This window comes from Curtobacterium sp. VKM Ac-1393 (genome assembly GCF_015350995.1).
Classification (GTDB): domain Bacteria; phylum Actinomycetota; class Actinomycetes; order Actinomycetales; family Microbacteriaceae; genus Curtobacterium.
Genome location: NZ_JADKRW010000006.1, coordinates 175,134 through 199,512 on the forward strand (window position 1 = coordinate 175,134; position 24,379 = coordinate 199,512).

The 24,379-nt window shown below is 70.6% G+C and carries 22 protein-coding genes and 1 tRNA gene; 7 read left to right on the forward strand and 16 right to left on the reverse strand.

What is annotated here, in order from left to right; genetic code table 11:
* Positions 1-24 precede the first annotated feature (24 nt).
* The 7 genes from tmk to ITJ59_RS14450 form a co-directional block, all read right to left on the reverse strand.
* Positions 25-660: a dTMP kinase gene (gene tmk / locus ITJ59_RS14420; RefSeq protein ID WP_194651999.1), complete on the reverse strand. Its 636-nt coding sequence runs from the start codon at positions 658-660 to the stop codon at positions 25-27.
* Positions 657-3,464 carry a type I DNA topoisomerase gene (gene topA / locus ITJ59_RS14425; protein ID WP_194652000.1) on the reverse strand — a complete coding sequence of 936 codons (2,808 nt, stop codon included), beginning with the start codon at positions 3,462-3,464 and terminating at the stop codon, positions 657-659. The genes tmk and topA overlap by 4 nt, the downstream gene beginning before the upstream one ends.
* Entirely contained in the window at positions 3,440-3,883 is a 444-nt protein-coding gene (locus ITJ59_RS14430; protein WP_194652001.1) for a hypothetical protein, read from the reverse strand. The genes topA and ITJ59_RS14430 overlap by 25 nt, the downstream gene beginning before the upstream one ends.
* Positions 3,884-3,905: 22 nt before the next feature.
* Positions 3,906-4,256: a TadE family type IV pilus minor pilin gene (locus ITJ59_RS14435; protein ID WP_194652002.1), complete on the reverse strand. Its 351-nt coding sequence runs from the start codon at positions 4,254-4,256 to the stop codon at positions 3,906-3,908.
* The gene (locus ITJ59_RS14440) at positions 4,240-4,443 is read right to left on the reverse strand and encodes a DUF4244 domain-containing protein (protein ID WP_194652003.1); all 204 of its coding nucleotides are present in this window, start codon (positions 4,441-4,443) and stop codon (positions 4,240-4,242) included. Before ITJ59_RS14440 ends, ITJ59_RS14435 begins: the two co-directional genes overlap by 17 nt.
* An 84-nt stretch (positions 4,444-4,527) precedes the next feature.
* On the reverse strand, positions 4,528-5,445 hold the full coding sequence (locus tag ITJ59_RS14445) for a type II secretion system F family protein (RefSeq protein ID WP_194652004.1): 918 nt from the start codon (positions 5,443-5,445) through the stop codon (positions 4,528-4,530).
* Positions 5,442-6,494, reverse strand: coding sequence for a TadA family conjugal transfer-associated ATPase (locus ITJ59_RS14450; protein ID WP_194652005.1), 1,053 nt, complete (start codon positions 6,492-6,494; stop codon positions 5,442-5,444). The genes ITJ59_RS14445 and ITJ59_RS14450 overlap by 4 nt, the downstream gene beginning before the upstream one ends.
* Before the next feature lie 699 nt (positions 6,495-7,193).
* On the opposite strand from ITJ59_RS14450, the gene acs reads away from it, so the two are divergent.
* On the forward strand, positions 7,194-9,146 hold the full coding sequence (gene acs, locus ITJ59_RS14455; protein WP_194652006.1) for an acetate--CoA ligase: 1,953 nt from the start codon (positions 7,194-7,196) through the stop codon (positions 9,144-9,146).
* A gap of 79 nt (positions 9,147-9,225) precedes the next feature.
* Here the strand turns inward: acs and ITJ59_RS14460 are convergent, their stop codons facing one another.
* Positions 9,226-9,687: a RidA family protein gene (locus tag ITJ59_RS14460; protein WP_194652007.1), complete on the reverse strand. Its 462-nt coding sequence runs from the start codon at positions 9,685-9,687 to the stop codon at positions 9,226-9,228.
* Positions 9,684-9,842: a DUF4177 domain-containing protein gene (locus ITJ59_RS14465; protein WP_017888699.1), complete on the reverse strand. Its 159-nt coding sequence runs from the start codon at positions 9,840-9,842 to the stop codon at positions 9,684-9,686. The genes ITJ59_RS14460 and ITJ59_RS14465 overlap by 4 nt, the downstream gene beginning before the upstream one ends.
* 50 nt (positions 9,843-9,892) lie before the next feature.
* On the opposite strand from ITJ59_RS14465, the gene ITJ59_RS14470 reads away from it, so the two are divergent.
* The 6 genes from ITJ59_RS14470 (at position 9,893) to ITJ59_RS14495 (ending at position 16,096) form a co-directional block, all read left to right on the forward strand.
* Positions 9,893-12,454 (forward strand): transglycosylase domain-containing protein, encoded by a 2,562-nt coding sequence (locus ITJ59_RS14470; RefSeq protein WP_194652008.1) that lies wholly within the window; start codon positions 9,893-9,895, stop codon positions 12,452-12,454.
* Positions 12,451-13,407 carry a metallophosphoesterase gene (locus tag ITJ59_RS14475; protein ID WP_194652009.1) on the forward strand — a complete coding sequence of 319 codons (957 nt, stop codon included), beginning with the start codon at positions 12,451-12,453 and terminating at the stop codon, positions 13,405-13,407. The genes ITJ59_RS14470 and ITJ59_RS14475 overlap by 4 nt, the downstream gene beginning before the upstream one ends.
* A 91-nt stretch (positions 13,408-13,498) precedes the next feature.
* Positions 13,499-13,572: transfer RNA gene (locus ITJ59_RS14480), tRNA-Pro, on the forward strand.
* A gap of 322 nt (positions 13,573-13,894) precedes the next feature.
* Positions 13,895-14,377: a hypothetical protein gene (locus ITJ59_RS14485; protein ID WP_194652010.1), complete on the forward strand. Its 483-nt coding sequence runs from the start codon at positions 13,895-13,897 to the stop codon at positions 14,375-14,377.
* A gap of 58 nt (positions 14,378-14,435) precedes the next feature.
* Positions 14,436-15,482 (forward strand): sensor histidine kinase, encoded by a 1,047-nt coding sequence (locus ITJ59_RS14490; protein ID WP_194652011.1) that lies wholly within the window; start codon positions 14,436-14,438, stop codon positions 15,480-15,482.
* On the forward strand, positions 15,479-16,096 hold the full coding sequence (locus ITJ59_RS14495) for a response regulator (RefSeq protein WP_194652012.1): 618 nt from the start codon (positions 15,479-15,481) through the stop codon (positions 16,094-16,096). Before ITJ59_RS14490 ends, ITJ59_RS14495 begins: the two co-directional genes overlap by 4 nt.
* A 77-nt stretch (positions 16,097-16,173) precedes the next feature.
* On the opposite strand, the gene ITJ59_RS14500 is transcribed toward ITJ59_RS14495, so the two are convergent.
* From ITJ59_RS14500 to ITJ59_RS14530, 7 genes are all read right to left on the reverse strand, one after another.
* Entirely contained in the window at positions 16,174-17,223 is a 1,050-nt protein-coding gene (locus ITJ59_RS14500) for an LLM class flavin-dependent oxidoreductase (protein WP_194652013.1), read from the reverse strand.
* A gap of 523 nt (positions 17,224-17,746) precedes the next feature.
* On the reverse strand, positions 17,747-18,373 hold the full coding sequence (locus ITJ59_RS14505; RefSeq protein WP_194652014.1) for a thymidine kinase: 627 nt from the start codon (positions 18,371-18,373) through the stop codon (positions 17,747-17,749).
* Positions 18,373-19,074, reverse strand: a complete 702-nt coding sequence (locus tag ITJ59_RS14510) for a response regulator transcription factor (RefSeq protein ID WP_228511571.1) — start codon at positions 19,072-19,074, stop codon at positions 18,373-18,375. The genes ITJ59_RS14505 and ITJ59_RS14510 overlap by 1 nt, the downstream gene beginning before the upstream one ends.
* The gene (locus tag ITJ59_RS14515) at positions 19,061-20,308 is read right to left on the reverse strand and encodes a hypothetical protein (protein ID WP_194652015.1); all 1,248 of its coding nucleotides are present in this window, start codon (positions 20,306-20,308) and stop codon (positions 19,061-19,063) included. Before ITJ59_RS14515 ends, ITJ59_RS14510 begins: the two co-directional genes overlap by 14 nt.
* Positions 20,305-21,534, reverse strand: coding sequence for a sensor histidine kinase (locus ITJ59_RS14520; RefSeq protein WP_194652016.1), 1,230 nt, complete (start codon positions 21,532-21,534; stop codon positions 20,305-20,307). The genes ITJ59_RS14515 and ITJ59_RS14520 overlap by 4 nt, the downstream gene beginning before the upstream one ends.
* 153 nt (positions 21,535-21,687) lie before the next feature.
* Positions 21,688-22,794, reverse strand: coding sequence for an Rv2578c family radical SAM protein (locus ITJ59_RS14525; protein WP_194652017.1), 1,107 nt, complete (start codon positions 22,792-22,794; stop codon positions 21,688-21,690).
* Positions 22,795-22,842: 48 nt separating this feature from the next.
* The gene (locus ITJ59_RS14530; RefSeq protein WP_194652018.1) at positions 22,843-24,330 is read right to left on the reverse strand and encodes a malate:quinone oxidoreductase; all 1,488 of its coding nucleotides are present in this window, start codon (positions 24,328-24,330) and stop codon (positions 22,843-22,845) included.
* Positions 24,331-24,379: the final 49 nt, after the last annotated feature.

Genomic DNA, 24,379 nt, shown 5'->3' on the forward strand with positions numbered 1-24,379 from the left:
GGACCATCCTGCCAGCGACGACCGTCATGCCGGGTCGATCGCGACGAGCGGGGCGACCGCTGCACGGATGGCGCGCTGGACGTCTGCGGTGGAACCGCCTGCGTCGACGACGAGGAACCGCTCGGGTTCGGCCGCCGCCATCGCGAGGAACGCCTGCCGCACCGACTCGTGGAACGCCTCGGCCTCGGACTCGAGCCGGTCGAACGTGTCGCCACGGGCTGCGGCGACGCGGGCACGACCGACCGTGACGTCGAGGTCGAGCAGGATCGTCAGGTCCGGCACCAGGCCGTCCGCCGCCCACTCGGACACCGAGCGGATGTGCTCGGCGCCCAGGCCGCGGGCGACCCCCTGGTACGCGACCGAGGAGTCGATGTAGCGGTCCTGCAGCACGACCTCGTCGCGGGTGATCGCGGGACGGACGACCGTCTCGACGTGGTGCGCGCGGTCGGCGGCGTACAGCAGCGCCTCGGCTCGGGGCGAGACGTGTCCGCGTTCGTGCAGGACGATCTCGCGGATCCGGACGCCCAGGTCGGTGCCGCCGGGCTCACGGGTCCGCAGGACGGTGCGGCCGTGCTCGCCGAGCCACGCCGAGAGCAGCTCGGCCTGGGTCGTCTTGCCCACACCGTCGCCGCCCTCGAGCGTGATGAACCGACCGGTCACTTCTTCTTGGCCGGCGTCCGTCGGGCCGGCGTCTTCTTCTTCACCGGGCCCTTGGCACGCTTGTCCGCGATCAGCTGCACGGCTCGGGCGTGGTCGACCGCCTCGACGTCCTCGCCCTTCGGGATCGTCGCGTTCGTCTCGCCGTCGGTGACGTACGGGCCGAAGCGGCCGTCCTTCATCTTGATCGCCTTGCCGGACACGGGGTCCGCCTCGAACTCCTTCAGCGCGGAACTCGCGGCACGGTTGCCGCCGTACTTCGGCTGGGAGAAGATCTCGAGCGCACCGGGCAGGTCGATGTCGAAGATCGCGTCCTCGCCCGGCAGGGTCCGGGTGTCCGTCCCCTTCTTCAGGTACGGACCGTAGCGGCCGTTCTGCGCGGTGATGTCGTTGCCGGTCTCCGGGTCCTGCCCGACGACGCGGGGCAGATCGAGGAGCTTCAGCGCGGTCTCGAGGTCGACGGTCGCCGGGTCCATCGACTTGAAGAGCGAGGCGGTCCGCTCCTTGGGCGCCGCGGCCTTCTTCGTCGTCTTCTTGGCCGGGGCCTTCTTCGCCGGTGCCTTCTTGCCCGTGGTGGTCTCGGCGGGGGCCTCGGCAGCTGCGGGCTCCGCGACGGCGGGCGCTGTGTCGGTGACCTCACCGGTCTTCGGGTCGACGGCGGGCTCCGGCTCCGGGGTGCGCTCCGTGACGTACGGCCCGAAACGGCCGTCCTTCGCCAGGACCTCCTTGCCCGAGTCAGGGTTGATCCCGACCACTCGGTCGCCGATGACGGGCGCGTCGACGAGTTCCTTGGCCTTCTCGACGGTCAGCTCGTCGGGTGCCAGGTCCTCGGGCACGTTGACGCGGCGGGGCTTCTCGGGGTCGTCGGTCGGCACCTCGATGTAGGGGCCGTAGCGCCCGATCCGGAGCGTGAGCCCGGGTGCGAGCTCGACCGAGTTGATCTCGCGGGCGTCGATCTCGCCGAGGTTGTCGATGACCGTCCGCAGACCCCGCTGGTCGTCCGCGCCGCCACCGAAGTAGAAGCCCTTGAGCCAGTCGACCCGGTCGGATTCGCCACGGGCGATCCGGTCGAGGTCCTCTTCCATCTCGGCGGTGAAGTCGTACTCCACGAGCTCGCCGAAGTACTCCTCGAGCAGTCGGACGACGCTGAAGGCGATCCAGTTCGGCACGAGCTGGGTGCCGCGCAACGAGACGTAACCGCGGTCGATGATCGTGGGGCTGATCGTCGGGTACGTCGACGGACGCCCGATCCCGAGCTCTTCCAGCGTCTTGATGAGGCTCGCCTCGGTGAAGCGCGGCGGCGGCGTGGTGTCGTGCCCCTTGGCCAGCACGTCGTGCACCTCGAGGTGCTCGCCCTGCTTGACGTCGGGCAGCGCCACGTCCTGCCCGGCACGGTCGCTGGACTCGTGGCGGTCTTCGTCGCGGCCTTCTTCGTAGGCGCTGAGGAACCCGCGGAACGTGATGACGGTGCCCGAGGCGGTGAACTCGGCGTCCGTGCCCGTGGCGGTCGAGGCGATGCCCTCGACGGACTCGGTCGACGTGATGCCGAGCACGATCGACGCGGTCGAACCCTTGGCGTCCGCCATCTGGGACGCGACGGTGCGCTTCCAGATGAGGTCGTAGAGCCGCCACTCGACACCGGTCAGCGTGCCCTGGAGCTCCTGCGGGGTGCGGAACGAGTCGCCGGAGGGACGGATCGCCTCGTGCGCTTCCTGCGCGTTCTTGCTCTTGCTGGCGTAGAGCCGGGGCTTGTCCGGCACGGTCGCGGAGCCGTAGAGGTCGGCCGCCTGCTTGCGGGCGGCGTCGATCGCCTGCTTCGACAGCGAGACCGAGTCGGTACGGATGTAGGTGATGTACCCGTTCTCGTACAGCGTCTGCGCCGCACGGGCCGTCTGCCGCGGCGACAGGCGGAGCTTGCGTGCCGCCTCCTGCTGCAGGGTCGACGTGGTGAACGGTGCGGCCGGACGGCGGGTGTACGGCTTCGAGTCGACGCTGCGGACGGTCGCGTCGCCGGCGCGCTCGAGCACGGTCGTCAGCGACGCTGCGGCGGCCTCGTCGAGGCGCACGACGTCGCCGCTCAGCGCGCCCAGGTCGTCGAAGTCACGGCCGGAGGCGACCCGGGTGCCGTGGATCCGGGCGAGTCGTGCGGAGAAGGAGGACTCCCCCGTCTTCTCGAACCGCGCGGAGAGGTCCCAGTAGTTCGCGGAGACGAAGGCCAGGCGCTCGCGCTCTCGGTCGACGACGAGCCGGGTCGCGGCGGACTGCACGCGTCCGGCGGAGAGACCGGGAGCGACCTTGCGCCACAGGACCGGCGAGACCTCGTACCCGTAGAGGCGGTCGAGGATGCGACGGGTCTCCTGGGCGTCGACGAGGGCGGTGTCGAGTTCACGAGTGGCTTCCTGCGCGCGCTGGATCGCCTCTTTCGTGATCTCGTGGAAGACCATCCGCTTGACGGGGACCTTCGGCTTGAGGACCTGGAGCAGGTGCCAGGCGATCGCCTCGCCCTCGCGGTCTTCATCTGTTGCGAGGTAGAGCTCGTCGGCGTCCTTGAGTGCACGCTTGAGTTCGGCGACCGTCTTCTTCTTGGCGTCGGACACGACGTAGTACGGCTCGAAGCCGTTGTCGACGTCCACCGAGAACTTGCCGAGGGAGCCCTTCTTGAGCTCGGGCGGCAGGTTCTTGGGCTCGACGAGGTCGCGGATGTGTCCGACCGAGGCCTGGACTTCGTATCCGTCACCGAGGTATTGCGCGATCGTCTTCGCCTTCGCGGGGCTCTCGACGATCACGAGCTTCTTCGTGCCTGGCACGTGTCTCCTTGATCGATGGTGCTGGTCGGCCCTGGACACGAACGTGCCCGGGTCGTCCGGGACATCGGTGACCGGTGGCCGACAGGCACACCATACACACCGTGCTCGGGCTGGTCGTCCGCCGGACCGGCGACCGCGGATGCGCCGACGGCGAACGGTCCGGAGCCCACGACCACACGGACGCGGGCCGTCGCGGCGGCGAGGTCGCAGCCCACGAGGACCGCACCGTTCGTGTCGGCGACGCGCTCGGCGACGTCACACGGTTGCCCGGCGAGGAGCCCGATCGCCGTCGCCGCGGCCGAGGTCGCCGCAGCGTCGGCAGCCCCGTCCGCCCGAACGGTCTGGGTGCGGTGGCCGGCCGCGGCGAGCGCCGCGGACGCGACGAGCACCCCGGCGCCGAGGACGGCGACGACGAGCACGGTCGCCGAGCCGCGCTCGGAGTCAGCTCCCCCCGGCCGCGGCGCACGCCGTCGCACGGAGCGGGAGGACCGAGAACGGGCCGGTGCCGCCGCGCGTGGCGTCGACGCACACCAGGTCGTCGGCACGCCGGACGCTGACGGTCGCCCCGGGGGCGATCCGTTCGGCGGCGGCGAGTCCGACGGTGTCGTCACCGCGCCCGATCGCCCGCGCGGCGGTCGCGGCGGCCGACTGCAGCCGGCCCTGCCCGTCGACGACCAGCACGCCCGCGACGAGCAGGGTGAGGACGAGGACGACGACGGGCAGGGCGACGGCGAACTCGACGGTGACCGAGCCCCGCTCGTGGAACGGGTGCGGCTCACAGCGAGAGTGCACCGCGGACGAGCTCGGTGAGGATGGTCTGGACCTCGCCCGAGCGCATGACGGCGACGAGGACCCCCGCGAACGCCACGGCAGCGAGGATGACGACGGCGTACTCGGCGGTCGCGGACCCCCGGTCGTCGCGGATTCGATCTCGCAGCCGGCCGAGGGTGCGACGGTGACGGTTCGAGGTGGTGCTCATGGGTTCGTCCCTTCTGTTGCGGTCCCACCAGCGTGGCGCGCGGCCCCGTCGCGGTCAGGGTCGCCGTCGGCATCTGTGGACAGGTCACCGCACACCGACGACGGTGGAGGAGAGGACGCCGACCACGACCGGCACCACCCCGACGAGCACGAACGCCGGCAGGACGCAGACGCCGAGCGGCAGGACGAGTCGCACGGCCAGGCGCTCGGCTGCGGCGAGCCCGGCCGCAGCGGCGTCGTCGCGGACGTCGTCGGCTGCGCGGCGGAGCAGTCCGGCGGCGGGGACGCCCGCGCGCCGAGCCAGGTCGAGGACCTCGCGCAGACGCAACAGGTCGGCTTCAGGCGGCACGACACCGTCAGCGGCCCGGCGGACGGCCTCACCGGCCGAGATCCACGAACCACCTCCGGACACGGCCACCGCCCAGGCGTCGAGGACGACTCCGGGGATCCGTCCGGCGGGGGTCGCCGCCCGCACGAGCCGCGCCGTCCACGCCCGGCCGAGCAGGACGAGCAGCGCGGCGAGTCCCGAGCAGGTCCAGCCGAGCGGGGACCCGACGAGCACCTGCACGGCTCCGGACCCCCACGCGGCGTCGAGTCCGATCCCGAAGAACGGCAGGGCGAGGACCACCCGGGCGCTCGTGCGCGGGCCGGCGAGCGCCACGCGGATCGCCCGGTCCGACGCCGCCGATCGACGGAGCGCCCGGGCGAGGGCGCCGAGCGTCTCCGCGACGGGCGCCCCCGTCCGGTCCGCGACCCGCAGGACGAGCGCGACGTCGGCGGCAGCGGGCGGCGCACTCCCGACGACGTCGGCGGCCGCACCCCCGACGACGACTGCCGACGCCACGCCCCCGGGCGACCCGCCCCCGGGTACCCCGCCGACGAGCTCCCACGCCCGCGGCGGCGGCACCCCCGCCGCGACGAGCGTCGCGACCCGGTCGAGCACGCGGGCCGCACGCGCCGGATCGAACGCGCCCGCACGCCGGAGACGTGACCGCCTACTCACGGCACGCCGTCCACCGGACGCACCACGAGCCTCCCGTCCGAGCCGACCCGGAACGCACCCACCGCGGCGAGCCGACGTCGACCCGCACGGCGTTCGACGTGCAGCACCACGTCGAACGCGCTGACCGCCTGTCGTGCCAGCGCCTCCGGCCCGAGCCCGGCGAGCGCACCGAGCGCCTCGAGGCGCGCCGCGACGTCGGCGACGCCGTTCGCGTGCACCGTGCCGGCGCCACCGTCGTGTCCGGTGTTCAGGGCCGACAGGAGCTCTCGGACCTCGGCGCCGCGGCACTCCCCCACGACGATCCGGTCCGGACGCATCCGCAGCGCCTCTCGGACGAGGCGGTCGAGGCCGAGCGCTCCGACCCCCTCGGCGTTCGCCTGCCGCGCCTCGAGCCCGACGACGTGGGGATGGGCGATGCGGAGTTCGGCGACGTCCTCGACGGTGACGATGCGCTCGTCGTGCGGGACGGCGCCGAGCATCGCGGCGAGGAGCGTGGTCTTGCCGCTGCCCGTCGCTCCGGTGACGAGCACGTTCCGCCGGTCCGTCACCGCGTCCTCGACGACCGACCGCGGGATCTGCTCGAAGGTGCCCGATTGCTCGAGCACAGCGAGGGTGGGGCGCTCCGGGTGCGGCAGCCGGATCGAGATCGCGGTGCCGCGGACCGACACCGGGGCGAGGACGACGTGCACGCGGATGCCGTCACCGTGCCGGACGTCGGCGCACGGGGTCGTCTCGTCGACGTGCCGTCCGCCGAGTGCCACCAGGCGGGTCGCGAGTTCGCGGGTGCGCTCTTCACTGAGCCGGACCGGCACGGTGTCGAGACCGCTGCCGCGATCGACCCAGGTGCCGACCCCACCGATCACCAGCACGTCGGTCACCCGGGCGTCCGCGACGAGTCCGGCGAGCTCCTCGAACTCGACGACGACGTCCGGTCGGCGCGACGCGGGATCCCCCACCCCGGGCAAGTACGGAGCGCGCACGGCGGACGCAGCGGGCACGACGGGCAGGGACGCCGCGGCGGGCAGGTGCGCGGCACGGTGACGGTGCATGACGACAGAGCGTAGGGAGCGAGCCGCTTTCGGCATCCGGTGCCGCAAGGACCCTGTGGAGGGGAACGCGTCGGTGGAGCAACGGACCGATTTGTCCCCCGAAACGCAAACCCGTACCCCACTCGGCGGAACGACCTCGCGGCGCGACGACGGCCATCGATCCTCCGCAGCGCGCCGCTCGGCCGTGCGTAGCAACTGCTACTCCACCACCAGACATCTCCATGCGTGAACATGTACCGGTCTGTCCACTCGACCGGCGTCCCTGCGCGGATCGCCGCCCCTGCCTGGCGTCCAGCGAGCACGCACCGCTCGAGCCGGACCCCGGGAAACAGAAGAGGCGGCACCGGTTGGGGGGAACTGGTGCCGCCTTGACATCGAAGGATTGGGGGGAATCCGATTCGATGCCGCCGGAAACGAGTCCAGCAGGATCTACTGTACCCCACGATCCGCCCCTCTGGGCAACCCCGGACACGACCGCCGGGCGTGCCGCCACGACGACGATCCGGAGCACACCGGTCGAACCGACCACGACGCCCGCGGCGCACCCCGTCACTCGTGCCGGAGCGCACCGCATGCACCACACGCACCGTGCCACCCGCCCCGCAGGCCGAGGGGTAGTCTCCGTCTGCACCCTGCGGATGCAACACGCACCACGCACCACGCAAGATCGCACAGACGCAACGACGCGAAAGGACATCGATGTCCACTCCGACCCAGACCGACCACCGCGAGGACGACGGCGCCACCTTCCCGCCGACACCCGAGTTCGTCGCCGACGCCGTCGCGCACGAGGACCTGCACGAGGCCGCCGCCGCCGACCGCGAGGCCTTCTGGGCCGAACAGTCCCGCACCCTGATCGACTGGCGCACGCCCTTCACACAGACCCTCGACTGGTCAGGCGCCCCGTTCGCCAAGTGGTTCGCCGACGGCACGCTCAACGTCGCCGAGAACTGCCTCGACCGGCACGTCCGCGCGGGCAACGGCGACCGGGTGGCGATCCACTTCGAGGGCGCCCCCGGCGACACCCGCCGGATCACCTACGCCGAGCTCACCGCCGACGTGCAGCGCGCCGCGAACATGCTCACCGACCTGGGCGTCGGGCAGGGCGACCGCGTCGTCGTCTACCTGCCGCTCATCCCCGAGGCCGTCGTCACGATGCTCGCCGTCGCCCGCATCGGCGCCGTGCACTCGGTCGTCTTCGGCGGGTTCAGCGCCGAGAGCCTGCGTGCCCGCATCGAGGACGCCGGCGCGAAGCTCGTGGTCACGGCGGACGGCGGCTGGCGCCGCGGGGCGGTGTCGCCGCTCAAGCCCGCGGTCGACGAGGCACTCGAGGGCGAGGGCACCGACAGCGTCGAGCACGTCCTGGTCGTGAAGCGCGGCGGCAACGAGATCGCCTGGAACGACCGTGACCGCTGGTGGCACGACGAGGTCGCCAAGGCCGCGCCGTCGCACGAGGCGCAGGCGTTCCCCGCCGAGACCCCGCTGTTCATCCTGTACACCTCGGGCACGACCGGTAAGCCGAAGGGCATCGTGCACACTTCCGGCGGGTACCTGACCCAGGCGGCGTACACGCACAAGAACGTGTTCGACATGCACCCGGAGAAGGACGTCTACTGGTGCACCGCCGACATCGGCTGGATCACCGGGCACTCGTACGTCGTCTACGGCCCCCTGGCGAACGGCGTGACGCAGGTGCTCTACGAGGGCACGCCCGACGAGCCGAAGCCCGGCCGCTGGTGGGACCTCGTCGACTCGTACGGCGTCACGGTCCTGTACACCGCGCCGACGGCGGTCCGTGCGGCGATGAAGGCCGGCCGCGAGATCCCCGAGGCCCGCAGCCTCGAGACCCTCCGTCTGCTCGGCAGCGTCGGCGAACCGATCAACCCCGAGGCGTGGAACTGGTACCGCCAGGTCATCGGCCACGACCGCACGCCCATCGTCGACACCTGGTGGCAGACCGAGACCGGCGCGATCATGATCTCCGCGCTACCCGGTGTGACGAAGCTCAAGCCCGGCGCCGCGCAGACGCCGCTGCCCGGCATCGTCGCCGAGATCGTCGACGACGACGGCAACCGCGCCGAGCCCGGCGAGAGCGGCTACCTCACCATCACCGAGCCGTGGCCGTCGATGGCCCGCGGCATCTGGGGCGACCCGGACCGGTTCGTGGAGACGTACTGGTCTCGGTTCCCCGGCCGCTACTTCGCCGGCGACGGCGCGCGGCTCGACGGTCAGGGCGACATCTGGATCCAGGGCCGCGTCGACGACGTCATGAACGTCTCCGGGCACCGATTGTCGACGGCCGAGATCGAATCCGCCCTGGTCGGGCACGAGGGCGTCGCCGAGGCCGCCGTCGTCGGAGCCGCCGACGAGACCACCGGTCAGGCGGTCGTCGCGTACGTCATCCTGACGGCGGAGGCAGCAGCGGACGTCGACCGCGAATCGGCATCGACCGAACTCCGCAACTGGGTGGGCAAGCGCATCGGTGCGATCGCGAAGCCCCGCCAGGTCGTCATCGTCCCCGAGCTGCCCAAGACGCGCTCCGGCAAGATCATGCGGCGCCTGCTCCGCGATGCGGCCGAGGGCCGCCGCATCGGTGACACGACGACGCTGGCCGACCCGACGATCATGGCGACCATCGCGGAACTCATGTAGTCCGTGTCACGCAGGTGGGGCCTCCAGTCCATGTCGGACGGGAGGCCCCACCTGCGTTCGCTGCACTGCTCACGGTCTGTCAGGCCGTCAGCTCCACCACCAGCTCGACCTCCACAGGAGCGTCCAGCGGGAGCACGGCCACACCCACCGCGCTGCGCGCGTGGACGCCGGCGTCTCCGAAGACCTCGCCGACCAGGGTGGAGGCGCCGTTCGCGACCCCGGGCTGGCCCGTGAAGGACGGCTCGGACGCGACGAACACGGTGACCTTGACGACCCGGGCGACTCGGTCGAGCGACCCGGCGACCGACTCGACGGCGGCCAGGGCGTTGAGCGCGGCCACGCGGGCCTGCGCGGTGGCGGTTTCCGCGTCGACGGACGCTCCTACCTTGCCGGTGACGGGCAGTGCACCGTCGACGAACGGCAGCTGGCCGGCCGTGTAGACGTACCGGCCGGTGACGACCGCGGGCACGTACGCCGCGACGGGTGCGGCGACCGGCGGGAGCGTCAGCCCCAACTCGGTCAGGCGGTCCGCGACGCTCATGCGTCGGCCTTCGGGCGCTTGAGGTACGCGACGAGCCCACCCTCGGGGCCGGTGACGATCTGGACCAGCTCCCAGCCCTCGTCCCCGTAGTTGTTGAGGATGGCGGTGGTGTTGTGGATCATCAGGGGCGTGGTGAAGTACTCCCAGCGAGTCATGCGGTTCCTTGCCAGCCTTTCAGTCGTGGGTGTCGTTTAGGCTGCATCCTATGTCTGCCCAGAAGACGTCTGCCTCGCGGACCAAGCCCGTCTCAGCAGTCGGCGCCTTCATCGGATTCGTCGGGTTCAGTGCCCTCGCCGGCCTGCTGGTCACGATCGGGGTCACCCCGGCCATCGCGGTCGCCGGTGTCACGACGACGTCGACGATCGGTGTGTTCGAGTCGCTGCCGGAGTACATCGAGATCGGTGACCTGCCGCAGCGCAACGAGCTGTACGCGTACTCGGGCGGCAAGTCGGTGCACTTCGCGACGCTCTACGACCAGAACCGCCAGGAGCTGAAGTTCGACCAGATCAGCGACCAGTTGAAGAACGCGGCCATCGACGGCGAGGACAAGCGCTTCTACAGCCACGGTGGCGTCGACATGACCTCGCTCATCCGTGCCGGTGTGGGCAGCATCGCCGGCGGGCTCGGCGACTCGGGCGGTGGGTCGACGCTGACCATGCAGCTCGTGCGCAACATCAAGATGACCGAGGCCCTGAACCTCCCCACCAAGAAGGAGCAGGAGCAGGCCTACAACGACGCCGTCGAGCAGACCATCCCCCGCAAGCTCGAGGAGATGAAGCTCGCGATCGGGCTGGCGAAGAAGTACTCGAAGAAGCAGATCCTCACCGCGTACCTGAACATCGCCTACTTCGGCGACCAGACCTACGGCGTGCAGGCCGCGGCCCAGCACTACTACAACAAGAGCGCCACGAACCTGACCCCGGCCGAGGCCGCGTCGCTCATGGCCATCGTGCAGTACCCCGAGGCGCGCAACCTGTCGAGCCCGAAGAAGTACGACGCCAACGTCGCCCGGCGCAACGTCATCCTGCGCTCGATGTACGCGCAGAAGAACCTGACCGAGGCCGAGTACCGCACGGCCCGCCTGTCGAAGCCCGCGGATTACGTACACCTGACGCAGCCCTCACAGGGGTGCCGGGCGTCGGTCGGCGACGGCTCGCAGTTCTTCTGCGACTACGCCAAGAAGGTCGTGCTCGAGATGTCGCAGCTCGGCACGTCCCAGAAAGCGCGCGACACCGCGTGGCGGAACGGCGGGTACAAGATCCAGACCACGCTGAACATCGACCTCAACGCCGAGCAGAAGCAGCTCCTCAACACGTACGACAACAAGGCCGAGACGAACCTCGCCCTGGGTGCGACGCTCAACTCGATCGAGGCCGGTTCCGGGCGCATCGTGACGATGGCGCAGAACAAGGACTTCGACGAGTCGTTGAAGTCCGCGCCGACGGCCACGTCCCTGAACTACAGCGTCGACTACAAGTACGGCAACTCCGGGGGCTTCCAGACCGGCTCGACCTACAAGCTCTTCACCCTGCTCGACTGGGTCAAGACCGGGCACGGATTGAACGAGACCGTGAACGGTTCCGCTCGTGTGGTCTCACCGTGGACGATCTGCGGTCAGACGGTCGGCACGCAGTTTGACGTGTCGAACGACTCGCCCGGCGAGAACGGCAACTACAGCGTCATGGGTGCCACTGCGGGTTCCATCAACGGCGCCTTCGCGTCGATGGCGCAGAAGCTCGATCTCTGCGACATCCGGGACATCGCGCAATCGCTCGGCGTGCACCGTGCTGACGGCGGCGAGCTGCAGTACCAGAACCCGTCCGCGATCCTCGGTACCAACGAGATCGCCCCGATGACGATGGCCGCCGCCTACGCAGCCGTCGCGAACAACGGCATCTACTGCAAGCCGATCGCGATCGACCAGATCACCTCGCCGTCCGGCAAGCAGCTCGGTGGGCAGACGAAGGACTGCCAGCAGGCGGTCGACCCGGCATTCGCGCAGGCTGCTATCTACGCCATGAAGGGCACCATCACCAGCGGGACCGCGCGCGGCGCTCAGACGGCAGACGGCACCCAGATGTTCGCCAAGACCGGTACCACAGACGAGGCTGACCAGATCTGGCTCGTCGGCGCCAGCTCGCGCGTCGCCACCGCCTACTGGCAGGGCAACACGGACGGCAAGAAGTTCAACCTCCGCCACTACAGCAACGGTGTCAACGGGACCTACGCGGGCTCTCGTGCCGATGTGTGGCGGCAGGCGATGACGCCGATCAACGCCACGTACCCGGCGGGTGCCTTCACCAACCCGGAACAGTCGGCAATCCGAGGCAACGCCAAGGCGCTCCCCAACCTGCAAGGGAAGACCGCTGACGAAGCCCGCGCCGCGATCTCGGGCGCCGGCTTCACCTACGTCGACGGCGGAGCTCGTGCCGGCACCGGTAACCCCGGTTCGGTTACATCGACCTCGCCCGCTGCGGGTGCGCTGCTGTCCAGCGGTTCTAGCGTCACCGTGTACACCTCGGACGGCTCGCAGGCCAACGTGCCCGAGATCGGCGGCGACTCGCTCGGCGACGCCCGCTCCGCGCTGAACGATGCTGGCTTCGGCAACGTCAACGTGTCGGACGACTATGCGAAGGGCGGCGGCGACAAGACCTGCAAGGTCGCGGCCGTCGACCCGGCGATCAGTTCGGCAGCGGACAAGAACACCGGTGTCACGATCCAGCTGTACGGCGACAAGAACGGCAAGGCGCCCAAGGACTGCAAGTGACCCGCGGTCGCGCCGCGCTCGGGGTGCTCGCAGCCGGCGCGGCCGTCGGCGCCGCCTCGTTCGCCTGGGGTTCGCTCGTCGAACGTCGGCGCTTCGGCATCCGGTGGGAGACCGTCCCGGTCCTCCCGCCAGGGTCGCGTGACGTCACCGTCCTGCACCTGTCCGACATCCACATGGCCCCGTGGCAGGCCGACAAGCAGCAGTGGCTGCGCGACCTGTCCCTGGTCGAGCCGGACTTCATCGTCAACACCGGCGACAACCTCGGGCACCCCACGGCGAACGCAGCCGTGGAGTACGCGCTCGAACCGTTCCGTGGTGTCCCCGGAGCACTCGCCTACGGGTCGAACGACTTCTTCGGTCCGTCGCCGCGCAACCCGCTGAAGTACTTCTCCGGCCCGAGCCGCATGCACAGCGAGGCGAAGCCCGTCGAGCTCGACATCGACCGGCAGACGGCGTTCTTCGAGTCCCTCGGGTGGCTCGACCTGAACGACCACGCCCACGCCATCGAGCTCCGCGGCTCCCGGTTCGAGCTGTTCGGCACCTCGGACGCGCACCGCGACTGGGACCGGCTCGACCTGCTCCCCACCAACGTCGACGAGATGCGCGGCGAGGTCCCCTGGTCTGAGGACGAGGACGGGCCCGCCCCCGTCGCGATCGGAGTGACGCACGCGCCTTACCAACGCGTGCTCGATGCCTTCGTCACCCAGGGAGCCGACATCATCTTCGCCGGACACACCCACGGCGGCCAGGTGCAGGTGCCCGGGGTCGGTGCGCTCGTCACGAACAGCGATCTCCCCCGCCGGTACGTCAGCGGACTGCACAAGTGGGAGCACCGGAACCACTGGTCGTGGCTCGAGGTCTCGGCCGGTCTCGGAACCTCGATCTACGCGCCGGTGCGGTTCTCGTGCCGCCCCGAAGCCGTCGTCGTGACCCTCACCGCCCGGACCTCCTGACGACGCGCCCGGGAGTTCGCCTGATGGTCGTGAGCACCCTCGATCATCGGATAGTATTGTCGGGTTGCTCCGGTACGGAGTGATCACACCGCGGGGTGTGGCGCAGCTTGGTAGCGCGCCTCGTTCGGGACGAGGAGGTCGCAGGTTCAAATCCTGTCACCCCGACACTGTGTTGAGACAGTACGAAGAAGGCCCTGGTTCTCCGGAACCGGGGCCTTCTGCTTTCCCGCGGCCAACGTCGACGACGATGGAACGCTCGAGTTCCCGCCGCACAGCTGCCGCAGGCATCGCTGGTGCGGCCGTGGCTCGCGCGAGCCGGAGCGCAGCAGGTCTCGAACGGTGGATCGGGGCACTCGTCGTGGCGCCGATGTGTCCGGTGGCCCATCGTGCGCCGCGCGGCACACCCGCGCGACACCAGGGCCGCTACGCTCGCGACCGCCATGGAGATCTTCGTCCCTCGCGCCACGACGAGCAGCAGCGGCTGACCATGCCGTCCTGGGTCGCCTCCGTCCTCGCGTTCCTCACCGCACTCGTGCTGAGTGCAATGAACGCGCACAGCGCTGCGCAGTTCATCACGCATTCTTCGGGCCGGACAGGACTGCTGCCGCACCTGTTCCTGCCGGTGGTCCTCTGCGCGGTCCTGTCACTGATCTACGGACTGGTGATGACCAGGCGGACGATGGCCGACCGGCGACGATGGGCCACGGTCGGGTCGCTCTGCGCGGTCATCCCGATCGCCGCACTGTTCGGCTTCCTGACGCTCCTCGCGGTGCTCGGAATGGCAACCAGCCCGCACCCGGCGGGTTCGGTCGTGTCCGCGATCAGCCCCGCCATCGCGGCTGCGACGGTGCTCCTGTACACGACAGCTCTCGGCCGGCAGATGCCGTGTTGGGCGCGCTGCTGTGGCCTCGTCGTGGTCTCCGCTGTGCCGGTGCTCCTCGCCATCGCCAGGGTGCTGCTGGTGCCCTGATCAGCGAGCAGGACGCTGCTCGCTGGCTAACGACACGCTGCGGTAGCCTGAGCGTGTCATGCAGTATCCGAGCGCGCACCTCCCACCGATGGTCGAGCAGATCCGAGCAAGATTCCCGGAGCTCGCCGACGACCCGGTCCTGACGCAGAACCTCGTCGACAACGTGACCTCGATGATCACCGAGGCGCACGAGCGCTACGCCGCCGGCGCCGAGGACAGCGTGGTGAGCGGCGCCTACCTCGATCCGGACCACCTGGCCACCGGGTCCCTGCACGCCGAGCAGTCCCAGCACCCGGCCGGTGCGATGCTCGCGGCGGAGATGCTCTTCGACGCCTACCTGCCGGTGTTCGTAGACGAGGTCGGTGCGGAGTCCACGGCCGAGGTCCTGCGCGCCACCAGAGCCCTGCACGCGGGCATCTGGAGCCGGTTCCCCGCCGGAGCCGTCGCGTACACCGAGGCACTGCGCCAACGCGTCATGACGGCGCACCTGGACTCCCGCACGCAGATCTCCCGAGACCTGCACGACCGCGTGGCCCACGGCATCCTCGCAGGGCTCCAGCGGCTCGACCTCGTGCTGCTGACCGATCCCCCGGCCGGCGAACGAGCCGTCCAGCTCGACGACGCCGCACGGCTGCTGCGCGGAGCACTCGGCGACGTGCAGGACCTCGCCGTCAGCCTGCACGCCCGCGTCGGGGACGCCCTGCTCGACGATGCGCTCGCCCGGCACGCCCGCGACCTGTTCCCCGACGACGACCGCCTGTCGTTCAGCGGCACGGGTACGCCCGATCAGCTGCCGAACTGGCAGGCCGAAGAGGCGCTCACGATCCTGCTCGAGGCGCTCACGAACCGGCGGAAGCACGCACCGGGCTCCGCCGCCGAGGTGCACTTCGCGTGGACCCCGGCCGCCCTCGTCGTGACGGTGTCCGACGACGGTCCGGGCTTCGACTCCGCCGCCGCCGTCGATGGACGCCTCGGGCAGCAGACCATGCGGGAGCGAGCCGCGGTCATCGGCGCACGGATCGACGTCGAGAGCGTCGAGAGCGTCGAGAGCGGCCCGGGGACCGGCACCACCGTCCGCCTAACGATCCCGAGGGGCACGCTGTGACCGTCACCCACGTCGCCATCGTCGACGACCACCGGCTCTTCCGCGAGGGGCTGGCCACGATCCTCGCGGCCGTCCCCACAATCCGCGTGGTCGCACACGGCGAGCGTCCGTCCGAGGTCCTCGACTCCCCCGAGGCCGCCGCCATCGACGTCCTGCTCCTCGACGTCGAGCTCGACGGTCCGCCGGCACGCACCACGATCGCCACGGTCCGCCGCACCCGTCCGGACATCCGCGTGGTGGTGCTCACGATGCACCGCGACGCCGTCCTTCGCCGGACGCTGCTCGACGCCGGCGCGGTCGACTTCGTCACGAAGGACACCCCGAGCCGCGATCTCGTCGACCGGATCGCCCGGGCCGCGCACACCGATGCCGCGCCGGTGACGTTCCCGGTCGACCTCGTCACCGGGGACCGCGCGGGGTCACCACTCAGCGACCGCGAACTCGAGGTCCTGCGGCTCCTGGCGGCCGCGCGCACCAACGCCGAGATCGCCGCGGACCTGCAGCTCGCGATCGGCACGGTCAAGCGGCACGTCTACAACGTGTTCCGGAAGCTCGACGTCGGTTCGCGGGTCGGCGCCGTGGCTGCGGCGACGCGCTTCGGCCTGCTCACCTGAGGCGCAGTGCCATCGAATGAGCAGAAGACGTCGGGTGCGACCCGACGTCTTCTGCTCACTCGACGAACGAGACCGAACTAGACGGACGCCGACGCCGCCGCGCCAGCGCGGACGAGCCGCCCCTCGGCGTGCAGCGCCGCCACGACGTCGAGCGCCTGGTGCCGGTACCGTGCCTGCGCCGCACCGGGAGCGACGATCACGCCGTTCGCCCCGGTGGACTCCACGAGCGCGTTGATCTTGTCGGCGACCTGGTCCGCGGTGCCGTAGGCCTGCCGCTCGGTGCGGGCCGCGATGAACCGACGCTCGAGGTCGTTGAACTCGTACGCGCGGGCCTCGTCCATCGAGACCGGCTCGGGCTTCCGTCCGGAGCGCATCCGGATGAACGAGATCATCCCGGGGGCGCTCTGCTCGTCGACGACCGCCGGGTCGTCGTCCGTGACGACCTGCACGCCGATCAGCGCGTTCGGCGTCTGCCGGAACCGCGAGGGGCGGAACGAGTCGCGGTACAACGCGAGCGCCGCTTCGGTGTTGTCCGACGCGAAGTGGTGGGCGAAGGCGAACGAGACGCCGAGCGCCCCGGCCACCTGCGCGCTGTACCCGGAGGACCCGAGCAGCCAGAACTCCGGCACGTCGCCGTAGCCCGGCACCGCGCGGATCCCCGACAGCGGGTTGTCCGAGGACATTCCGGTGAAGAACCCGATCAGGTCCGAGAGCTGCTGCGGGAAGTCGTCGACGTCGAGCCGGTCGGTGCGGCGCAGCGCCATCGCGGTCGCCCCGTCGGTGCCGGGAGCACGACCGAGCCCGAGGTCGACGCGGTCGCCGTACAGCGCGCGAAGCGTGCCGAACTGCTCGGCGATGACGAGTGGGGCGTGGTTCGGCAGCATGACGCCGCCGGAACCGATACGGATGGTGGAGGTGGCCGCGCCGACCGCACTCAGCAGGACCGCGGGCGCCGACGAGGTGATGCCGGGCATGCCGTGGTGCTCGGCGACCCAGAACCGCTCGTAGCCGAGCTTCTCGGCGTGGACCGCCATGTCGATCGAGCCCTGCAGGGCCTCGGTGTTGGACTGGCCGTACTCGCGCGTCGCCAGGTCCAGGACGGACAGGTGCAGGGTGTCGTCGCTCATGTGGTCCCCAACGCGAGCCCGCGCACACGCATTCCACGAGCCCGGAACGGCGGTGCCCACCGGGCACGCGCCAGCGACCATTCCCGACCACTCGCCGGACGCGAGCGGGGAGCACTGACCGCCGGACAGACAGTCAGGAGGCCCGTGGCGGGGCCGCACCGCGCCTCCAGACCGTCTGTCGGTTCCGTCTCGGACGCCGAGCGGTCACAACACACCGCGCGCACCACGCGGACCGGTCACACACTGTCGGCCAACGGCCGCGCAGCCGACGACTCGTGACCACTCGCCGAACCCGAGCGGGGAGCACTGACCGCCGGACAGACATTCAGGAGGCCCGTGGCGGGGCCGCACCGCGCCTCCAGACCGTCTGTCGGTTCCGTCTCGGACGCCGAGCGGTCACGACACACCGCGCGCACCGCTCGGACCGGTCACATCCGGTCGCCCGGCGGGCGCACCGCAGACGCGACGCGACCGATCCACGAACCCGAGCGGGGTGTCGTGACCGGCTGGCGGGCGCGACCGCTCAGGCGCCGTCGAGCCGGCCGCCGGACTCCGTCAGGTAGCAGTTGGCGCAGAGCGACTCGTAGGCGACGTCGACGCCGTCGATGGCCACCTGCGAGCCGTCAAACACGAACCGGCCATCGACGGTGCGGGCGTTGAAGACCGCCTTGCGACCGCAGCGGCAGATGGTCTTGAGCTCTTCGAGGGAGTGCGCGACCTCGAGCAGGCGGGCGCTGCCGGGGAACGCCTCGGTGCGGAAGTCCGTGCGGATGCCGTAGGTGATCACCGGGATCTCGTCGAGGACCGCGATGCGCAGCAGGTCGTCGACCTGCTGCGGGGTGAGGAACTGCGCCTCGTCGACCAGGACGCAGCTGACCGCACGGGCCATGCCGTCGAGCCGGTCCGACTCCGGGTCGACCGCACCGGCGGCGGCGACCGCGGACCGGACGTCCGCGTCGGGCGCGAAGACCAGGTCGACGGTCCGCGTCACGCCGAGGCGGGAGACGATCTCACGATCGCCCTTGGTGTCCACCGCCGGCTTCGCGAGCAGGACCCGGTGTCCGCGCTCTTCGTAGTTGTAGGCAGCCTGCAGGAGCCCCGTGCTCTTGCCGCTGTTCATCGCGCCGTAGCGGAAGTAGAGCTTCGCCACTACGCGAGGAACCCGTCCTCGGCGGCACGACGGATCAGGTCCGACTTCTTCGACGCGGGACGGCCGACCTTGCTGTACTTCTCGCGGACGCGGCGCAGGTACGTCTTCGCGGTCTCGTACTGCACGTTCATCTGCGCGGCGACCTCGTTGGTGGAGTAGCCGGACACGTACAGACGCAGGGCTTCTTCTTCACCGGCGCTGAGCTTCGGACGCTGGTGGGCCTGGGCCCCCGTCGGCAACGGCCGCCACTCGCGCGGCTGCGGGGTCTCGCGGGCGACGCCCATGATCTCGCGGGCGACGTCCATGACCTCGCGCATCGGCAGCGACTTCGACAGGAAGGCCGCGGCGCCGGCCGCGACGGCGCGGTCGCGGGACTCACGGCTGTCGACGCTCGAGAGCACGATCACCTTCGCGCCGGCGGCACGGCAGGTGCGGACGCGGGCCTCGATCGACACGGGTTCCTTCAACTGGAAGTCGAGGAACACCAGGTCGGTCGGGAAGCTGTCACTGTGGACCATCTCGAGCCAGGTGTGCGCGGTCAGGGCCAGGTCGAAGTCGAACGCGTTCACCGCGATCCAGCTCGACAGGCTGTCCAGCAGCACCTCGTGGTCGTCGAGGATGGCCAGCCGCACACGTCGTGCTCCCGGGTTCGGGAGGGACGGGGACCCCTCCGTGAGCCGGTTCGGGTCAGTGCTGGTCATAGGAGAACCTTAGTGCGAGGGCGGACGGACGAACCGCGACGTCGAGGTCGGGGAACGTCACACGGAGGACGGCGAAGTAGGGGTCGAAGGTGCGGTGGATGCCGATGTCGGAGTCGGCGACGACGAGGTCGAGGTCGAGCAGAACGCGGGCGTCACGGGCGGGGTCGGCGCGGGCGGGGTCGGCGCGGACGGCGTCGGCGCGGGGTCCGTCGCTCCGGCTGGCCACGTCGCTCCGGCTGGCTGCGTCGTCCGGCGCGGCCGTGCGCCGGACCGTGGCCCGGAACCCGGCCGGATCGACGGTCGAGGCGCGGAACGCCGCCCGCAGGAACGTCCGCACCACCGAGCGCTGGTCGGCGTCGAGCATCGCGGCGAGCCCGTCGGGGTCGTCGACGATCGGGGCGGCTCCGCCCTCCGCCCGCACGGCCTGCTCGAACCAGGTGCGGTCGGCGTCGGCGACCATCGCGCGCCGGATGCCGTCGGCGATCAGGCGGGCACGCTCACGATCGGCGTCGGAGATGACCTCGCGCGTGCGGAGCTCGGCGAAGAACGGAGCGACGTCGCGGGTGAGGATCGTCGACCGGTCCTGCTGCACGCTCGCCGCGATGCCGTCCCGCTCCGCGCGCTCGACCGAGTAGGAACCGGCCCGGATCTGCACCCGCTCGGCGAGCCCGGCGAAGGTCCACGCGAAGACCGCGGACGCGGCGGTGAGCACGAGGGTCGGTGCCGCCGCCAGGAACGCTGCTACGGGGACGGGGACCTCGTGCGGGAACGTCGCCGCTGCGACGCCCCAGGTGACGGCGTTCACCACGGCGAGCAGGGCTCCCCCGATGGTCAGGTCCGTCCACGGTCGGTACGGCGCGACCATCACGATGCCGGTCGCCGTGATGAGCGACATGAAGTCGTTCAGCGCGCTGCGGTCGGGGCCCCACTGCGCCGCGACGCTCGCCACCGACGCCAGGCCCAGCAGGCCGACGTGCGCGACGAACGCCCACCGCGGGAACGGTGCACGGAACGGACTCGAGGCCGCGAACACCACGGCTGCCGACGCCGCGACGAGGATGACGGTCAGGGCGCTGAGGGTCGGGCTGCCGACGACGTCGCGGTCGAACACGGACACCAGGAGCGCCCAGACGATGCTCACCGCGCCCAACCCGATGGCGAGCGGGCGTGACCCCATCGCGCCGAGCGGGTCGTACTGTTGGGCGGTCCGGCGGGACTCGGTCGTGCCGGTCACCGCTCGGCCCCGTGCGCGCCGCCGACCTCGTCGGGGACCACCGCGCTCATCGCGCCGGTGACCGGCCCGAACGGCACGGTCATCATGACGCTGGTGCCCGACCCGGGCGACGACCAGATCTGCACGTCCCCGCCGACCCGACCGATGCGATCGCGCACCGATCCGCGAAGGCCCATCCGGTCCGCACCCGTGGAGTCCTCGTCGAAGCCACGGCCGTCGTCGACCACCATCACGGTGCACGAGGAACTGTCGTCGAACACGCTGACCTCGGCTGCGTCGGTACCGGCGTGCTTGCGGACGTTGGCCAAGCACTGCCCGACGGCCCTGACGAGCGCCGTGACCGCACGCTGGTCGAGCCGGTCGAGCGTCGAGGGGTCGCCGGACACCGTGACGTCGAGCCCGAGCGTGCGGTGCTCCTCGACCATCGCCGAGAAGGCGTCGACCGCTGCGCCGGACCGCTGCTGCGCGGCGGGGGCGAGCCACCCCTTGCCGGTGAGCACGGCCACGTCGGCCTCGACGGTCCGGGCGAGGTGCGGGTCCATCGGACCGTCGGGGGCCAGGGCGATCGCGTTGAGGTGGTTCAGGACGGTGTCGTGCAGGATCGCGGCTGCCTCGGCTTCGACCCCGGCGCGGTACGCGGACACGTGCTCCTCGCGCGCCGACCGCAGCAGCTCCGGCTGCACCCGCTCGGACCGACCGGTGCTGCGGCTGGTGAAGAGCACGAGTCCGACCACGAACACGAGAGTGACCCAGGCGAGGACCAGGGGACGCGGCGGGCTGTCGGTCTGGACGATCGCGATCCACGTCGCGAGCCGTCCGGTCACGAAGCCGAGGAAGGACCACAGGACAACGCGACTCGGCACCGCACCGGCACCACCGACCAGGATGAGTGGGATCACCGACAGCGACAGCAGGTACGACGTGACCCAGCCCGTGGGGACCTGCTGCTGGACCACGACGGCGAACCACCAGGCACAGACGCCGCCGACCACCAGGAACGCGATCGCCGAGCGCCACGTGCCGAACTGCACGTGCACCCCGATCATGCCGAGCATCGGGATGAGCGCCAGGACCGCACCGATCACCTGCACGTCGGGTTCGGACACCCGGTAGAGCAGCAGGGCGATCACCGCGGCGACCAACGACCCGATCGCTCCGGCGTGGAAGGCACGCACCGTCGACCACGCGTTCACCCGCGGTGCGAGGTGCGTGGGGATGCCGAGCACGAGATGGGTCCTTCCGGGTGGCGGGAATGCCGCCCACGATCAAACACCCCGGTGCTGACCGTGTACCCCGAAACAGCGTCCGTTCGGCGACCCGCTCGATGATACCGGCCTCTGCCACGTGCCGCTGTCCCCCGAACGCGCACGCCTCGGTGCTCAGAACAACGTCTGCGTCGCGACCGGTCGGAGGAGCCTGCGGTCGAACCCCGGATCGGCGCGCTTGAGCGGCGAGGTGGTGGGGACCGACTGCTCCTGCGGCAGCGACGACCGATCGGAGAACCCCATCGAACCGGTCGCCGGGTCCACGCGCCCGAGACCGACACCGTGCGCCGCCAGGATCGGCCGGATGCGCTCCGACAGCCACCGGCGGTAGTCCTTCGGCGCGAAGGTGTTGTCGAGGTACATCGCGCGGTACCGGGCGACCAGGTCGGGCCGCTCCCGCCCGAGCCACTCGAACCACCACGGCTTCACGCCAGGCCGCAGGTGCAGTGCTGAGTACGTGACGCTCGTCGCACCGGCCGCGGCGGCACGACCGACGGCGTCGTCGAGGTGCGCGCGGGTGTCCGTGATGTACGGCAACACCGGCATCAGGAACACGGCGCAGTCCAGACCGGCGTCGCGGATGGCCCGCACCGTCGCGAGTCGCGCCGCCGTCGTCGGGGTGCCCGGCTCGACCGACTGCTGCAGGTCGTCGTCGTACACGGCGATCGACATCGCGAGGTCCACCGGCACGACCTTCGCCGCTTCGACCAACAGCGGCAGGTCGCGCCGGAGCAGCGTGCCCTTCGTCAGGATGCTGAACGGCGTGCGGCTGTCTGCCAACGCCTGGATGACCCCGGGCATCAGGCGGTACCGACCTTCGGCGCGCTGGTACGGGTCGGTGTTCGTGCCGAGCGCGATCGGGTGCCGGTCCCAGGTCGGCTTGCCGAGCTCGCGGCGCAGGACGTCGGCCACGTTCGTCTTCACGACGATCTGCTGGTCGAAGTCGGCGCCGCCGTCGAACTCGAGGTAGGTGTGCGTCGGCCGCGCGAAGCAGTAGACGCACGCGTGGCTGCACCCTCGGTACGGGTTGATCGTCCACCCGTACGTCCCCGACCCGTCGGCGCTCGGCACCCGGTTCAGCGCACTCTTCGCCAGGACCTCGTGGAAGGTCACCCCGGCGAACTCCGGCGTCGTCACACTCCGGACGAAGCCACTGTTCGACTCCATCCCCGGCAGGGCGTCGCTCTGCTCGGCATCGATCGCCTGTCCACTCCACCGCATGCCGCCATTCGAACACATGTTCGAACGACCCGCAAGCCGTGCCGGCGATCAGTGGTGCAGGCCGAGCACCTTCGCCGTGCGCTCCAGGGTGGCGTCGGCCAGTGCGGCGTCGTCGCCGAGGTCCTGCCCGTAGGTGGGGACCATCTCGTGGACCGTGTCCTGCCAGCCGTCCCAGCGGTCGGGGAAGCACTTCCGGAGCAGGCCGAGCATGATCGGAACCGCGGTCGACGCCCCCGGCGAGGCACCGAGGAGCCCGGCGATGGTTCCGTCAGCAGCCGTGATGACCTCGGTGCCGAACTGCAGCACGCCGCCCTTGTCCTTGTCCGGCTTGATCACCTGCACCCGCTGGCCCGCGATGATCTTGTGCCAGTTCTCCGGCTCGGCGTTCGGCATGAAGTCGCGCAGCGCGTCGAACTTGGTCTGCTTCGACGCGAGCAGCTGCCCGATCAGGTAGCGGACCAGGTCGAAGTTCGAGAACGCGACGCTGAGCATCGGACGCAGGTTGTGCGGGCGGATCGACTTGACCAGGTCGAGCAGCGATCCCTGCTTCAGGAACTTCGGGCTGAACCCGGCGTACGGCCCGAACATGAGCGAGGCGTTGCCGTCGACGATGCGGGTGTCGAGGTGCGGCACCGACATCGGCGGCGCACCGACGCTGGCCTTGCCGTACACCTTGGCAGCGTGCTTCTGCACGACCTCGGGGTCGTCGGTGCGCAGGAACTCACCGGACACCGGGAAGCCGCCGTAGCCGCGGATCTCCGGGATCCCCGACTTCTGCAGGAGCTGCAGGGCGCCACCACCGGCTCCGACGAAGACGAACTTCGCGGCGATCTTCTGCGTCGACCGGCCGACCTCGTTCAGGACGTCGAGCGCCCAGCCGTCGAAGTCCTTGCCGCGCGAGATGTTCTTCACCTGGTGGTTCGGCTCGAACTCGAGCCCGTCGAGCTCGAGCTGGTCGAACAGCTGGCGGGTGAGCGACCCGAAGTCGACGTCGGAGCCCGCTGCCGAGTAGGTCGCCGCGATCTGCTGGTCCTTCTTGCGGCCGGGGATGAGTGCCGGTGCCCACTTGCGGATCTGGGCGGGGTCGTCGGAGAACTCGATGCCGGCGAACAGCGGGTGGCCCTGCATCGCCTCGTACCGCTTGCGCATGTACTCGACGTTGTCGGCGCCCCAGACGAAGGAGATGTGCGGCGTCGGGTTGATGAAGTTCGACGGGTCGGGCAGCGCGCCGGTCTCGACCAGGTGCGACCAGAACTGCCTCGAGACCTGGAACTGCTCGTTGACCGTCACGGCCTTCGCGATGTCGACGCGGCCGTCGGCGAGCTCGGGTGTGTAGTTCAGCTCGCAGAGCGCGGAGTGCCCGGTGCCGGCGTTGTTCCAGGGGTTCGATGACTCCTGCGCAACGCTGCCGAGGCGCTCGTACACGCGGATCTGCCACGAGGGCTCGAGTCGGTGGATGATCGCGCCGAGGGTGGCGCTCATGATGCCTCCCCCGACGAGGACGACATCGATCGGATCCACCTGCTTCACTGCCACCCGTCGATCCTACCGGCGTCCGCCGACAGGGCGGTCAGCCGCGCGCGGT